This window comes from Mycolicibacterium nivoides, from assembly GCF_003855255.1.
Classification (GTDB): domain Bacteria; phylum Actinomycetota; class Actinomycetes; order Mycobacteriales; family Mycobacteriaceae; genus Mycobacterium; species Mycobacterium nivoides.
Window position 1 is genome coordinate 5,785,069 of sequence record NZ_CP034072.1, and the last position, 14,800, is coordinate 5,799,868.

14 protein-coding genes are annotated in these 14,800 nt (G+C 65.9%); 8 read left to right on the forward strand and 6 right to left on the reverse strand.

The window, feature by feature from the left end; all coding sequences use genetic code 11:
- Positions 1-93 precede the first annotated feature (93 nt).
- The 4 genes from EH231_RS28325 to EH231_RS28340 all read left to right on the forward strand — a co-directional run bounded on the left by EH231_RS28325 (position 94) and on the right by EH231_RS28340 (position 3,504).
- A complete protein-coding gene (locus EH231_RS28325; protein ID WP_090424004.1) occupies positions 94-828 on the forward strand; it encodes a (Fe-S)-binding protein in 735 nt (244 codons plus the stop codon).
- Entirely contained in the window at positions 825-2,291 is a 1,467-nt protein-coding gene (locus EH231_RS28330) for a LutB/LldF family L-lactate oxidation iron-sulfur protein (RefSeq protein ID WP_090424003.1), read from the forward strand. Before EH231_RS28325 ends, EH231_RS28330 begins: the two co-directional genes overlap by 4 nt.
- Positions 2,288-2,908: a LutC/YkgG family protein gene (locus EH231_RS28335; protein WP_090424002.1), complete on the forward strand. Its 621-nt coding sequence runs from the start codon at positions 2,288-2,290 to the stop codon at positions 2,906-2,908. Before EH231_RS28330 ends, EH231_RS28335 begins: the two co-directional genes overlap by 4 nt.
- Before the next feature lie 146 nt (positions 2,909-3,054).
- Positions 3,055-3,504 (forward strand): STAS domain-containing protein, encoded by a 450-nt coding sequence (locus EH231_RS28340; protein ID WP_090424001.1) that lies wholly within the window; start codon positions 3,055-3,057, stop codon positions 3,502-3,504.
- Positions 3,505-3,678: 174 nt separating this feature from the next.
- Here the strand turns inward: EH231_RS28340 and EH231_RS28345 are convergent, their stop codons facing one another.
- Both EH231_RS28345 and EH231_RS28350 read right to left on the reverse strand, forming a co-directional pair.
- Positions 3,679-5,067 carry a DUF1254 domain-containing protein gene (locus EH231_RS28345; RefSeq protein ID WP_090424790.1) on the reverse strand — a complete coding sequence of 463 codons (1,389 nt, stop codon included), beginning with the start codon at positions 5,065-5,067 and terminating at the stop codon, positions 3,679-3,681.
- Positions 5,068-5,157: 90 nt separating this feature from the next.
- Positions 5,158-7,497, reverse strand: a complete 2,340-nt coding sequence (locus EH231_RS28350) for an arylsulfatase (protein ID WP_170856147.1) — start codon at positions 7,495-7,497, stop codon at positions 5,158-5,160.
- A 154-nt stretch (positions 7,498-7,651) separates the two neighbouring features.
- Here EH231_RS28350 and EH231_RS28355 point away from each other — a divergent pair, with 154 nt between their 5' ends.
- From EH231_RS28355 to EH231_RS28365, 3 genes are all read left to right on the forward strand, one after another.
- The gene (locus tag EH231_RS28355; protein ID WP_090424000.1) at positions 7,652-8,668 is read left to right on the forward strand and encodes an AraC family transcriptional regulator; all 1,017 of its coding nucleotides are present in this window, start codon (positions 7,652-7,654) and stop codon (positions 8,666-8,668) included.
- 166 nt (positions 8,669-8,834) lie between these two features.
- Entirely contained in the window at positions 8,835-9,188 is a 354-nt protein-coding gene (locus tag EH231_RS28360) for a heme-binding protein (RefSeq protein WP_090424788.1), read from the forward strand.
- On the forward strand, positions 9,185-9,499 hold the full coding sequence (locus EH231_RS28365; RefSeq protein ID WP_409545260.1) for a hypothetical protein: 315 nt from the start codon (positions 9,185-9,187) through the stop codon (positions 9,497-9,499). Before EH231_RS28360 ends, EH231_RS28365 begins: the two co-directional genes overlap by 4 nt.
- 1 nt (position 9,500) lies before the next feature.
- Here the strand turns inward: EH231_RS28365 and EH231_RS28370 are convergent, their stop codons facing one another.
- From EH231_RS28370 to EH231_RS28385, 4 genes are all read right to left on the reverse strand, one after another.
- Positions 9,501-10,712 (reverse strand): CaiB/BaiF CoA transferase family protein, encoded by a 1,212-nt coding sequence (locus EH231_RS28370; protein WP_090424787.1) that lies wholly within the window; start codon positions 10,710-10,712, stop codon positions 9,501-9,503.
- 109 nt (positions 10,713-10,821) lie between these two features.
- Entirely contained in the window at positions 10,822-11,562 is a 741-nt protein-coding gene (locus EH231_RS28375) for an SDR family NAD(P)-dependent oxidoreductase (RefSeq protein ID WP_090423998.1), read from the reverse strand.
- 61 nt (positions 11,563-11,623) lie between these two features.
- Positions 11,624-11,986 carry a nuclear transport factor 2 family protein gene (locus EH231_RS28380; RefSeq protein ID WP_090423997.1) on the reverse strand — a complete coding sequence of 121 codons (363 nt, stop codon included), beginning with the start codon at positions 11,984-11,986 and terminating at the stop codon, positions 11,624-11,626.
- 40 nt (positions 11,987-12,026) lie between these two features.
- Complete coding sequence (locus EH231_RS28385) at positions 12,027-12,533, reverse strand: MarR family winged helix-turn-helix transcriptional regulator (protein ID WP_234927384.1); 507 nt, start codon at positions 12,531-12,533, stop codon at positions 12,027-12,029.
- Positions 12,534-12,823: 290 nt separating this feature from the next.
- Here EH231_RS28385 and EH231_RS28390 point away from each other — a divergent pair, with 290 nt between their 5' ends.
- Positions 12,824-14,713 (forward strand): acyl-CoA dehydrogenase family protein, encoded by a 1,890-nt coding sequence (locus EH231_RS28390; protein WP_090423996.1) that lies wholly within the window; start codon positions 12,824-12,826, stop codon positions 14,711-14,713.
- Positions 14,714-14,800 lie beyond the last annotated feature (87 nt).

Genomic DNA, 14,800 nt, shown 5'->3' on the forward strand with positions numbered 1-14,800 from the left:
CCTGGCCGTTTTCCGCGGGGCACGCCCGACAACAGCGGCCTCCCCGCTCGAATTCCCGGCATACTGTGGTTACATCACGCCCTAGGAGTGTCCATGCGAATCGCCCTGTTCGCGACCTGCCTGGCGGATGCGATGTTCCCACCCGCGGCGATCGCCACGGTGCAGTTGCTCGAGCGCCTCGGCCACCAGGTGGTCTTCCCGCCCAGCCAAACCTGTTGCGGCCAAATGCATGTCAATACCGGTTATCTCAAAGAAGCCACCGCACTGGTGCGCAACCACGTCCAGGCCTTCGAATCCGCGAACTGCGACGCCGTGGTCGCGCCGTCGGGCTCGTGTGTGGGGTCGGTACGGCACCAGCACACGATGGTGGCCCGCCGGGCCGGTGACGAGGATCTGGCCGAACGTGCCGAACGACTGGCCGGACGGACCTACGAGTTGTCGGAACTGCTGATCGACGTGCTCGGCGTCGATGACGTCGGTGCCTACTATCCGCACCGCGTCACCTACCACCCGACCTGCCACTCGCTGCGCATGCTCGGGGTCGGCGACAAGCCGCTGCGGCTACTGCGCAATGTGCGGGGACTGACGCTGGTGCAGTTGCCCGAGGCCGAATCCTGTTGCGGCTTCGGCGGAACCTTCGCGATCAAGAACTCCGATACGTCCACCGCCATGCTGGCCGACAAGATGACCCACATCCTGGAGACCGGGGCCGAGGTGTGCAGCGCCGGGGACTCCTCGTGCCTGATGCACATCGGCGGCGGGCTGAGCCGGCTACGCTCGGGCGTGCGTACCGTGCACCTGGCCGAGATCCTGGCGGCCGAACGATGAGCGAATTCCTGGGCACCCCCGGCGTCGGAAACCTCCGCGGTGACGTACCGTTTCCCGTCGCCGCCCGCACCGCGCTCGCCAACTCCCAGTTGCGCCGCAACATCGGGCACGCCACCCACACCATTCGCACCAAGCGTCTCAACGCAATCCGCGAATGCGACGACTGGGAGCAGTTGCGCGCCGCGGGCAGCGCCCTCAAACAGGACGTCATGGCGCGGCTTCCCGAGTTGCTCGTGCAGCTCGAAGACAACGTCACCAAACGCGGCGGCGTGGTGCACTGGGCCCGCGACGGCGATGAGGCCAACCGCATCGTCGCCGACCTGATCCGCGCCACGGGCTCGGACGAAGTGGTGAAGGTCAAGTCGATGGCCACCCAGGAGATCGGGCTCAACGAGTATCTGGAGGCCCAGGGCATCGCCGCGTTCGAAACCGATCTTGCCGAGTTGATCGTGCAGCTCGGCCACGACAAGCCCAGCCACATCCTGGTACCGGCCATCCACCGCAACCGCGCCGAGATCCGTGAGATCTTCGACCGGGAGATGCCCGACGCGGGTGAGCTCACCGATGATCCCCGGGTACTGGCGATGGCGGCCAGGGCCCATCTGCGACGCAAGTTCCTCACCGCGCAGGTCGCGGTCAGCGGCGCCAACTTCGGCATCGCCGAGACCGGCACGCTCGCGGTCGTGGAGTCCGAAGGCAACGGACGGATGTGCCTGACGCTGCCGCGGACGCTGATCACCGTGATGGGCATCGAGAAGATCGTGCCGGCGTTCACCGACCTCGAGGTGTTCATGCAATTGCTGCCGCGCTCCTCGACGGCGGAGCGGATGAACCCGTACACCTCGATGTGGACCGGCGTGCATCCTGGCGATGGTCCGCAGGAATTCCACCTGGTCCTGCTGGACAACGGCCGCACCCGGGTGCTGGCCGATGAGGTGGGACGCGCCGCCCTGCACTGCATCCGGTGCAGTGCATGCCTGAACGTCTGCCCGGTCTACGAACGCACCGGCGGCCACGCCTACGGCTCGGTCTATCCCGGACCGATCGGGGCGATCCTGAGTCCCCAGCTCACGGGCACCACCGGCCACGACGACCCCAACGCCAGCCTGCCCTACGCCTCGTCGCTGTGCGGAGCGTGCTTCGAAGCCTGTCCGGTGCGCATCGACATCCCGTCGATCCTGGTCCACCTGCGCGCCGCCCAGGTGGACCAGGAAAGGGGAGGCCTGCCCGGCGGACAGGATCTGGCGATGAAAGCCGCGGGCTGGGCGATGGCCGACGCGGGCCGGTTCTCGCTGGCCGAGAAGGCCCTCGGCGTCGGGCGGCTGATCGCCGGGCGGGATCACCTCATCTCCGCGCTGCCCTGGCCGGCTTCCAAGTGGACGGCCAGCCGAGACATTCCCGAGCCGCCCGCCGAGACATTCCGGCAGTGGTGGAAGCGCACCCATGAGGGAGACCGAGGGTGACGGGCCCGACGCCTGAGGCCCGAGCTGCGGTGCTCGGCCGGGTTCGCGCCGCCCTTGCGTCGGCGCCGCCTGAGGCCGTCGCGGTGCCGCGCAACTATCACCGTGAGACGTTGTCCGGCGCGGGCAACGTCGAGCGGTTCGCCGAGACGGTCGCCGAGTACCGCGCCCGGGTGCATCGCATCGAGGTCCATGCGATCGCGTCGACCGTTCTCGAACTGGTCGGGCCGGGCGCCACGGTGGTCATCCCGGCCGACCTACCGATCGAATGGGTGGCGGGGGTGACGACGGTCGCCGACACGCCGGCGCTGAGTGTCGAGCAGCTCGACCGCGCCGATGCGGTGCTGACCGGATGCGCGCTGGGGATCGCCGCGACCGGGACGATCGTTCTGGATGCGGGTCCCGGGCAGGGGCGGCGTGCGCTGACCCTGGTGCCCGACCATCACGTCTGCGTGGTCCGGACCGATCAGATCGTCGACACCGTGCCGCAGGCATTCGCCGAGCTGGCGCCGACGCGGCCGCTGACGTTCATCTCCGGTCCCAGCGCCACCAGCGACATCGAACTACAGCGCGTAGAAGGAGTCCACGGGCCCAGGACGCTCGACGTGCTGATCGTGTGAACCTTACCGGCGAGTAGGCCCGGGAGGGTTCTTAGCAAAGTATTAACGCTGGCTCCCAGCCGCCTTATTTTGCCCGCATAGCGTCATGAACAGGTTGACGCGACGGAGCTCAGCCAGAGCTCAGGAAAGACGGCGGGAGGCTGATCATGACATTCACGAACAACACCCCGGCAATGGATCGACACTTTCGGTACGGGAACTCGGCAGTCATCTGCGAAGGCGCATCAATGCGCGCGCAGTGCCGCCAACTGGCGACAGTGGTGACCATCAAGGGAGACGTCGACAGGAACAACATCGACCAGATCGCGTCGTATGTTAATCGGTTCATCCTTGCCGAGAAGCCTTTGGCGCTCGATCTGAGTGGCGTGAACAGCTTTGAACCGCAGGCGATCTCGCTGTTCTACAACATCGATGAAAAGTGCGGCGCACTGGGCGTGGACTGGACGGTAGTCGCCAGCCAGCCGGTCGTCGGCGAGATCCACCACCAGGACGTGGACGTACCGCTCAGCTCGTCGGTGCCCGAAGCCCTGCATCACTTCGCTGAAGGCAACACGGCACGCCGCCGGTTGCTCCCCCTGCTTATCAAGAGCGCCTGAGAGAAAGGCCAACGCAATGTTGATCGATGTTCGCTGGTTGACCCGCCTGCTTCGCAATCGTCACCGGGCGGTGCGCACCTAGTCCATCGCACACGAGACAACTCCCGAAATGGCTGCCAGACCCGGTCTGGCAGCCATTTCGTGTGTTTATGGCAAATCCCTGGCAAGCCCTGGTCACTGAACCTTCGTGATTGCCGGTGGCTTCCACGTGCCGTCGATGATCGACGGCGGGGCTTCCTTCGGCCAGTACAGCCGCAGCATGAGGTTGAACTTGCCGGCCGGTGCGGGCAGCCAGTTGGCTTCCTTGCCCGGGCCGGGGTTCTCGTGCTGCAGGTAGAGATCGACCGATCCGTCGGGGTTGGTGACGAACGGATTCCGCTGGCTCAGCGTGTAGCGGTTGAGCGGATTGTCGACGAAGAAGTAGCCCTCGTCGTACATGGTCAGTGACCAGAACCCGTTGACGGGCGGGAATTGGTCCTTGTCGAAATGCACCGTGTACTTGTCGGCGCCGTCGTAGGCCTGGCCGTCGGTGTCGGCTTCCGAGGTTGGGTAGACCGCATCCTGGGGCAGGTTGGCACCCAGGCCGATGGCGGTGATCAACGCGCGCTGGAGATAGTCGGTGCCGTACTGTCCGGTCTCTGTGGTGAACCGCCAGCCGTTGACGTTCTCCAGTTCTTTGAAGCGGGCCATGATCTTCTCGAAGCCTTCTTTGGGAACTGACTGCAACGCCGCAGCCACGTCGGGACCGAGCTTGCCGATGTCGAACTTCTCCCCCGCGACGATGCCGAGTTCGGCCATCTTGTCCACGATCAGCCGGTCGGCCTCGCTGGGCGGGTTGTTCTTCATCAACGTGGCCAGCAGATCGAAGTACGCTTCGGCGCTCAGATTGTTGACCTGGTCGCGGACCGGCGTCTTCATGTCGATGGTCGGATCGACCTTGCCTGCCGGCGGGGTGTACGGCTTGCCGTATGAACTGAGCGGCACCAGCGAGATCTCGTCCTGCAACTTGTGCACCGCGGCGTAATCCTCTGGCGTGCCATCGCAGTAGATGCGGCCCAGCAGCCACACCGTCGAGGTGGGGGACTTGTACTCCTTCACGCCGGCGGGCAGCGTGCCTTTCCAGCCCGGACCGGTGATGGCGTAGGTCTGCGGGCCCGTGCCGGTCGTGCGCTTCCCGGGTACCTCGAAGACGTTGGTGTAGCCGTCGAGCATCGGGAACAGGTAGTAGCGGTCGTGAGCGTCCGGCAAGGTCAGCACCCACGGCTCGTTCTTGACGTCGATGAATCCGTTTGTGTACAGCGTGTCGGCGTTCGGTGCGGTGACGTCGCGGAACTGGGCATTCGGGTACTCACGCATCCGCATCAACTGCCCCATCGGCGCCCGCGGCGCCTCAACTTGGGCGACATTGGTCATCACGCGCCGCGTCATCTCAACGGTGACAAGGGGATACCCGTACACGTAGGCATCCAGGGCTATGGCCTTGGCCTGGTCGGGCGTCAACCGCCCGGGCCCGGACTGCTCGCCTTCATCTGACGAAGGCGAACACGCCAGGGTGCCCATCATCAAGAGTGCGGTGCCGAGCGCGACGAGCCGCTTGACCACACGCCTGTCCTTATTCACGAAGAATATTTCCTCTCTTGGGTTTTCCACCGGCTAGGTGTATGCGACGTGGACGCGGTGAATCTGCCCTTCGAACGGGAAAGGCGCGCGTTCGCGGTAGTCGAGCGATACCGGCGAGCCCAGGCAGGTACCGATGTCGAGGCAGTCGTTGGCGGTGAACAACAACGGTGCGCTGATCGGGACCTGACCACTGGCAATCGTTTCGCCGTTGCGCGCGACGGTGATGTCGAGCGGGCCGCCCGGGCGTGGGTCCGCGTACTGGGTGGTCACGGTGATCGTGGCACGCCCCGGCGGCACCTTGCCCTCAGTGCGGATCTTGGTGCGCGACAGAATGAACAGGTTGAACTCGTAGCAGAGCTGGCCCTCGTCGAGGTAGACCGTGAGGCCGCCTGCCGCGGCACCGAGGGCGTACAGCACCCCGTTCGCATTGGCGGGGATGTCGACGTCGATGGTGACGACATTGTTCTTGTTGCCCAGCGCCGGGGCACAGAATTCCGGCATCCGGATGGTGTCACCCGAGAACTCCCACTCCTTGTAGGGCGGGGTGATGCGCAACTCGGGGTGGTAGACCGGAACCCACAGTCCACCGCCGATCGGCAGCACCGCATTGCGGGCCGCTTCGACCATGAACATCTCCCGCATCTGCGCGAGTTTCTCGGGCTGTTCAGCGGCGAGATCGTGGGCCTGCGACCAGTCTTCGTCGAGGTGGTACAGCTCCCACGTGTCGTTGTCGGGGGTCCAGGTGGCGATACCCGGCGGCTGGCCGGGTACCCAAGGAAGACGAGGCCCACGCGCCGAGGCCATCCAGCCGTCGTGGTAGATACCACGGCTGCCCATGACCTCGAAGTACTGGGTCTTTTTGCCGCCGGGTGCGTTTCGGTCTCCCAGTGTGCGGGCGAAGCTCGCTCCCGCCAGCGGCATCTGCGGTTCACCGTTGACCACCTGCGGCGGCGCGATTCCGACGATGTCGTAGATGGTCGGGACGATGTCGTTGCAGTGCAGGAACACGTCGCGTGGGGCGGTGTCCGCGTTGATCCGGGCAGGCCAGCGCACCGCCATCGGATTACGCGTGCCACCCAGGTGGGAGGCGAGCAGTTTCATGCCCTTGTACGGCGTGCTGCCTGCCCACGCCCAGCCCGCGTGGTACTGGTTGTCCACCAGTGGAGAACCGAGTACGTCGAGGCCGCCGAGTTCCTCGAGGGCGTCGATGTGCTGGCGGACCGTCGTGGGAATCCCGTTTTGCGCCAGCAGTTCGGCGATTGTGCCGTTCTGCCCTTCGCCCGACGAGCCGTTGTCACCCCAGATGTAGAAGAACAGGGTGTTGTCGGCATAGCCGAGCGATTCGAGCTCATCGGCGATGCGGCCGACCTGGACGTCGACATGTTCGGCGTAACCGGCGGCGACCTCCATCAGACGGCGCTGGAACGGCTTCTCGTCCTCGGGGATGTCATCCCAGGCCGCCATCGCTTCATCGCGCTCGGTCAGGGCACAGTCCGGCGGAATCCAGCCCTTGTCCTTGGCACGCTCGAACACCCGCTGCCGGTAGGCATCCCAGCCGTCGTCGAACTTGCCCGCGTACTTGTCGGCCCACTCCTTCATGATGTGGTGCGGTCCGTGCAGGCAACCGCTGGCCCAATACATCATGAACGGCTTGTCAGCGTTGAACGCCTTGTGCCGGCGCAGCCAGGAGATGGCGTCGTCGGCCAGATCCTCCGAGAGGTGGTAGCCCTCTTCGGGAGTCTTCGGCGGGGCGACCACGGTGGTGTTACGTACCAGGTTCGGTTCGTACTGTGAGGCCTCACCGGCCAGGAACCCGTAGAAGTACTCGAAACCCAAACCGGTGGGCCAGTTCTCGAAGGGACCGGCCGCAGTGGTCTCCTCGGCGGGGGTGTTGTGCCACTTCCCGAAGGCCGATGTCGCGTAGCCGTACTGCTTGAGCACTTCGGCCACGGTGGCGCTCGATCGCGGGATCTTGCCGGCGTAGCCGTCCCAGTCGTTGGCCAACTCAGCGATCTGGCCGTTGCCGATCTCGTGGTGGTTGCGGCCGGTGAGCAGCGACGCCCGGGTCGGCGAGCACATCGCGGTGGTGTGAAAGCGGTTGTAGGACACGCCTTCAGCGCAGATGCGGTCGAGCGTCGATGTGGCGATCTCGCCGCCGAACGTCGAGGGCAAGCCTGGGCCCGCATCGTCGATGAGCACGATGACGATGTTCGGCGAGTCGTCGTGTAGCCGCTTGGGGATCGCGCGCGGGTTGTACGTCGACTCCTGCAACGTCCGCCCCGCGATACTGCCCGACGGAACCGGCGGGAATGGCAAAACGCCACCGTCCGGTAGAACCGCCGACACCAAATCGTCACCCTGCACGTCAGACACCGCGCCCCTCTCCTCTACGGGAACTTGGTCTGTGCAGCCGACCACTGGTGGGGCAAGCCGCGCAGCCGATTCACCCCGACCCGGGCATCCACTGTGCAGCAAACTGCCAGCTTCTGTCTTGACATTCCAGGACAAATCTTTGACATTGTGGGACATGGCCGTGATCCGGGGCACGGCACTCACGAATTTTCACCAACTCGTCGCCGAACTCGGCGGAGATAGTCACGCACTGCTCGCCGACGCTCACATTCCGTACGACGACGTCGGTCGCCAGGACCGGTTCATCTCGCTTCCCAACGGCGCCCAGATGCTCGAAGACACCGCCGCCACACTCGAAACCCCCGATTTCGGGCGGCGTTTGGCGCTCCTCCAAGGCATCGACATCCTGGGCCCGGTCGGGCTAGCGGGCCGCAATGCCGCCACCGTTGCCGATGCGTTCATGATTTTCGAGAAGTTCATGGCGGCCTACAGCCCCTCGATCACCGCCCGGGTGACCCCACATCTCGACCCGGAACTACCACGCTTCGAATTCGAATTCCTGCTCGACCCGTCACCCCCGCAAGCCCAGGCGATCGAACTGTCGCTGGGAGTCACGCTGCGGGTCCTGCGGCTGTTCCTCGGCGCCGCCTACCGGCCGGTCGCGGTGCACCTGCCCCACACCGCACTGGCACCCGCCGACGACTATCAGAGCTACTTCGGTTGCCCGCCACGCTTTTTCGAGCCGGTCGCGGGCTTCACCCTGCGCACCACCGATCTGCAGCGCCCACTGCCCGCCGATCAACTCGCTCACCAGACCGCGGTCGATTACCTTGCCCAGGTGATGGGCGAATTCAACCCGGCGACCAGCCAATTGGTGCGCACCCTGGTGCGCCAACTCCTGCCCACCGGGGCCATCGGCCTGGCCGACATCGCCCGTCACATCGCCCTGCACCCCAAGGCACTGCAGCGGCGGCTGCGCGCCGAGAACGCCACGTTCGCCGACCTGGTCGACCAGACGCGCCGCGAGGCCGCGCAACGCCTGCTGCTCGACACCGATCTGGCCCTCGACCAGCTGTGCCGCCAACTCGGCTACGCCGAGCAGAGCGTCCTCACCCGATCCTGCAAACGGTGGTTCGGCACGACTCCCACGGCCTACCGCAACACCCGGATCGCGTCGCCGCCTCAGCCCTGAACACCGGCCCACCAAGCCGAGCCACGTCTTTGCCGAGCGAACGATCCGTCGCGCATCCCCCTTCCCAACTGCTAATGTTCGGCCCGCCGGGCGATGCAATCGGCACCTGCCCACCTCGGGAAGGAGTCCCGCTGTGTCCCGCACACTTTCCACGGTGCGCTACGGAATGGTCCCGGCTTTCGCGGCCGGTGCCGTCGGGATCGCCGTCGGTCTGCTCAGCCCGGTGACCGCTGTGGCCGAGCCGCCGCCGCGCCCGCCCAACTGCACGGCCGCCGACCTGGCCGGCATCGCCTCGGGCGTCGCCGCCTCGACGTCGACATACCTGTTCACCCACCCGGATGTGAACGATTTCTACACAAGTCTGCGAAGCCGTCCGGACGAAGAGACTCCGGAGGCCACTCGCGCCTACTTCGACGCCAACCCGCAGGCCCACGCCGACCTCGCCGGGATCCGTCAACCACTCACCGACTTCCGAGCCCGGTGCGGTATCAAGGCACCTGATCAGCCATTAGGACAATGATGTACACCCCAACGCCTCGATCATCCTGGCTCCGCGCCGCCACGGTCGCGCTTGCCTTCACCGCGCTGCCCGGCGCCATCGTCCTGGCCGCCCCGGCCGGGACCGCCAACGCCGACGTATGCGCGAGTGCCGGCCGTCGGATCTCGGTGGGCGGCTGCGTCAACATCGCCGATGCGGTCTCCCCCTACGTGCCACCGCCGACGTACTACGCGCCGCTTCCCGAGGATCCGCCACCGCCGCCGCCGGGCGCGAACGTCAGCGGCTGCATCGGCTACAACGGGCGGTGGGTCCACGCGGGCGGCTGCAACTAGCTCAGGCGATCGCGCCGGAGTCCTTGAGCTCGCTGATCCGATCCCAGTCGATGCCGAGTTCCATCAGCACGATCTCGGTGTGCTCGGACGCCTGTGGCGCGCGCGTGGTCTCCAGCGGTTCGTGATTGAACTGCACGGGCCCGCGCACCACCTTGAACGGCTTGCCGCCGTCGGTGGCCTCCACCTCGACGATCATGTCGTTGGCGACGGCCTGGTCGTCTCCGGCGAGGTCGACGAGGCTCTGGAACGGCGCCCACTGGCCCTTCATGGTCTTGAGGTGCTGGCGCCAGTACTCGAACGGCTTACTGCCGATCGCCTGCGCGATGAGCTCGACGCCTTCCGAGGCATTCTCGATCAGCGGCAGCACGTCGCAGAACCGCGGGTCGTCGGCCAATTCGGGCAGACCGAGGTGTTCGAAGGCATCGCGGATATAGCCCGTCGGACTGACGATGCACAGGTTGATGGTGCCTCCGTCGGAAGTCCGGTAGTTGGCCATGAACGGGTTGACCGAGGTGGCATCGTCCGGCATCAGCGAGCGCATCGTCTCACCTGTCTCCATGCCCTGGGTGACGCTGGCACCGGCCGCCCACCAGGCGGTGCTGAGCAGCGAGACGTCGATCTCGGCGGTTTCTCCGGTGCGCTCCCGGTGGAACAAGGCGGCGGCGATGCCACCGGCGATGTTCATCCCGCCGATCGAATCGCCGAAGGCCGGGATGCCCTGGGACAGAGCACCATTGATCGCCTCCGGCGTGAGGGCGTGCCCCACGCCGCTGCGGGTCCAGAATGCGGTGCCGTCGAAGCCGCCGGTGTCGCGCTCCGGCCCCTTGTCGCCGTACGCACTGCCGCGGGCATAGATGATGTTCGGGTTCACCGCGCGGATGTGCTCGACGTCGAACTTGTTCTTCTGCCGTTGGGCGGGCAGGTAATTGGTGAGGAACACATCGGCGGTCTTGGCGATCTCGTACAGGATCTCCTGGCCGCCGGGGGTCGAGACGTCGATGCCGACGCTGCGCTTGCCGCGGTTGGGATGCTCGATGAGCGGATGACGGTTGGGGTCGAGCTGGAACCCGCCCATGTTGATGAAGCCGCGCTGGGTATCGCCGCGGACGGGGTGCTCCACCTTAATGACGTCGGCGCCCCAGTCGGCGAGGATGGCACCCGCCGCCGGTACGAAGGTGAACTGAGCGACCTCAAGCACTCGCACGCCCTGCATGACCTTGATCAACGCGGCTCCTCACCGTTGGACTTACGGTAAGTGTAGCGAGACGGTTTCCGGCGGATGTACCGCGCGCGAATCCGCACTCTCCGGCGCCGCACTGTCGTCAGGTCTGAATCTGTCCACCGTCGACGGCCAACTCCGCTCCGGTCATGAAGCTGCTCTGATCCGAGGCCAGGAACAGCACCGCAGAGGCGATCTCTTCAGGGCGGCCGAGCCGCTTCATCGGCACCTGCGCGGCCATACCGTCGAGCAGATCCTGTTTCTGGTCAGCCGGCGCCAAGCCCGTCAGCCCGGGTGTTTCGATCGGTCCGGGCACGATGGTGTTGACGCGGATCTTGCGGTCGGCCAGTTCAGCAGCCCAGGTGCGGCCGAGCGACCGGATGGCCGCCTTGGATGCCGCGTAGAGCCCGAACGCGGGCACACCCTCGGAAGCGGCGGTGGAGCCGGCGAGGACTATCGAGGCGCCCTCGTTGAGCAGCGGCAGCACCTTCTGCACAGTGAACACGGTGCCTGCGACGTTGCGATCGAAGTTGTCCCGGTAGTGCTCCGGGGTGACCTCGGGGAGAGTCGCGAAGTCGCCACCGCCCGCGTTGGCGAAGACGACGTCGAGCCCCTTGCCGCGCTTGCCGATCTCCTGGGCGAGGGTGTCGAGCTCGTCGATCTTGCTGATGTCGCTCTGAATGCCGTGGGCGCCGATGGAGGCGGCCGCTTCGTCCAGGCGAGCGCGGTCGCGGCCGGTGATGAAGACGTAGGCACCTTCGTCGGCGAGCCGTCGTGCGGTGGCCAGGCCGATGCCTGAGGTTCCTCCGGTGACCAGTGCCGTCTTGCCGTCGAGCTGTCCCATGTTCGGACTCCGTTCGTATGCGGTTCGTGTTCCGACCGCTACAACATAAGTGACATATCACCTATTCCGGGGAGTTCAGCACTGTCCACATGCGAACGATTCGCTCACTCGATATCTCGGCCACGTCGAAGCCCGATGCCACTGTGACATCGTCCGCGGTACGCACTTCCCAGGCCAGAAACCCGAGCCCACGAGTCTTCCGAACCGGACCAGCCTTCACGAAATGCAGTCCCTGCAGCCTTTCCTGCAGCTCAGCCGCTTTGGCGTCGAGTTCGTCGCGTCCGGTGGCGACGCCTTCGTCGTCGATCCACTGCACGTCGTCCGCGTAAGTGGTCGCGATGGCCTCAGCGCGGAGCTTCGGGTCGCGCTGGTCGAACACGGCGAGAAGATTGGCCTCCATAAGGCGGGTGGTGACGTCATCCATTGCTCTACTCCTGACTTTTAGGTGATAGTTCACCTAAATGCTAGCTCGACGCGGCAGGTAGTGAGCTGTTGTGATTGAGGTTGACGTGGATATGTTCGAGTGCCGCGGTGAACGGTGCCAGCAGGTTGTCGGGCAGTGGATCGAAGAAGAGGCTGCGCACCAGATCGACATGGGCGGGCGCGGCCTCCTCGATGGCCCGCTGCCCGCTCTCGGTGAGCATGACGTTGGTCGTGCGGCCATCCTCGGCGCTGGGGCGGCGTTCGGTCAGGCCGCGTTCCTCCATGCGCCGCAACTGATGTGACAGCCGACTGCGCTCCCAACCGATCTGCGCGGCGAGATCGCCGACGCGCATGCCCTCATCGCGCGCGCTCAACGCCACCAGCACGTCGTAATCGGCGAGCGACAACCCGGAGTCGGCCTGCAATTGGCGGTTCATCTCGTAGTTCATCCGCAGTTGCACGCGCATGTAGGCGATCCAGGCGCGCTGCTGCTTCGGCGTCAGCCACCCCTGCTTCGGTGATGTGTCCCGCACTTTTCTCGGCGCCACGTTTTCAGTATGACCTGGGCACCCGGCCGTGCACTCACGGTAGGCACGGTGAGACCCGGTGACCGTCGAGCTTCGCACCGGCGCCGAACGTCAGCGCGCGTGGCACACCATCCTCGAATTCTGGCCCAATTACGCGTTGGCGCAGAAACGTGCGGGCGACCGAGCTTTTCGGATCTTCGCACCACGACGAACGTCTCCAGATCACCCGAGGGCGTGACCTGACCGAATGCCGGGTACCCACCCCCGAACGGGGTTACCGTCGAGTAGGGCCAGACGTATGGAGGCCGGTGATGACCGCTACCGGAGAAGTCAACGAACGACAAGCCAGGCAGGTCGCCGAGGAGGCGCGGGAAGCGCAGTGGCACCAGCCCAGCTTCGGCAAAGAACTGTTTCTCGGCAGATTGCGGCTGGATCTGGTCCACCCGTACCCGCGTGGTCCCGCCGAGACCACGGAGCGCGGCGAGGCATTCCTGGCCAAGCTGCGGGCGTTCTGCGAGACGCAGATCGACGCCGCGGTCATCGAACGCGACGCGCAGATCCCGGACCAGGTGATCCGGGGCTTGAAGGAACTCGGCGCGTTCGGGATGAAGATCTCCCCCGAATACGACGGGCTCGGCCTGTCTCAGGTGTACTACAACAAGGCACTCACCCTGGTCGGCTCGGTCCACCCCGCGCTGGGGGCCTTGCTGTCGGCGCACCAGTCGATCGGGGTACCTCAGCCGGTGTCGATGTTCGGGACAGCCGAGCAGAAACGCACCTGGCTGCCCCGGTGCACGCGGGAGATCAGCGCGTTCCTGCTGACCGAACCGGATGTCGGCAGTGACCCGGCCCGCCTGCACGCCACCGCCACGCCGGACGGCGATGACTACCTGCTCGACGGCGTCAAACTGTGGACCACCAACGGTGTGATCGCGGACCTGCTCGTGGTGATGGCACAGGTGCCTGCGAGCGACGGGCATCGCGGCGGTATCACCGCATTCGTCGTCGAGGCGGATACACCCGGCATCGTTGTCACCAACCGCAACGCGTTCATGGGACTACGCGGAATCGAGAACGGTCTGACCAAGCTGACGGACGTGCGGGTGCCGGCCACGAACCGCATCGGCCGCGAGGGAGAAGGGCTCAAGATCGCCCTGACCACGCTCAACGTGGGACGTCTGTCGCTGCCGGCCGTGTGTACCGGAACGGCGAAGTGGAGTCTGAAGATCGCCAGGGAATGGTCGAAGGAACGCGTGCAGTGGGGCCGGCCGGTCGGTGAGCACGACGCGGTGGCCGGCAAGGTGGCGTTCATCGCGGCTACCGCCTACGGCATTGAGTCGATGGTCGAGCTCGCCGGCGAACTGGCCGACGCGGGCCGCACCGACATCCGGATCGAGGCCGCGCTCGCCAAGCTCTACGGCTCCGAGATGGCGTGGCTGATCGCCGACGAACTGGTGCAGATTCGTGGCGGCCGCGGCTTCGAGACCGCCGAGTCACTGGCCGCCCGCGGGGAACGCGGCGTGCCCGCCGAGCAAGTCCTGCGCGACATGCGGATCAACCGGATCTTCGAGGGTTCCACCGAGATCATGCATCTGATGCTGGCCCGCGAGGCGGTCGACGCGCACCTCTCGGTGGCCGGCGACATCATCGACCCGGAGGCCGACCTCAGGAAGAAGGCGAAAGCGGCCGCGCAGGCCGGCAAGTTCTATGCGCGCTGGCTGCCCACCCTGGTCGCCGGAAAAGGCCAGTTGCCAACGTCATTCACCGAGTTCGGGCCACTGGCCGAGCACCTGCGCTATGTCGAGCGGGCCAGCCGAAAACTCGCCCGCAGCACCTTCTACGCGATGTCGCGGTGGCAGGGCAGGCTGGAACACAAACAACGCTTCCTCGGCCGGGTCGTCGACATCGGAGCGGAGCTGTTCGCGATGACGGCGGCCTGCGTCCGGACCCGCAGCGGCACGCCGGACTCCGCCGTCGACCTCGCCGACGCGTTCTGTCGCCAGTCCCGGGTGCGGGCCGAGCAGCTGTTCACCGAACTCTGGGACAACAGCGACGATACCGACCGCACGCTGGCGCACGAGGTGCTCGCCGGTAGCTACACGTGGCTGGAGGACGGAATCATCGATCCGTCGATCGAAGGGCCGTGGATCGCCCAGGAGGGCGGCGACGTGACGGAGGACGTGCACCGGGTCATCCGGTGAACAAAGTACTTGCAGACGTGAACAATCCACGGGCGCAGTCTTCCTCACGACCCGCGACGCTCGTAGACTCACAGGGTTATGACGACC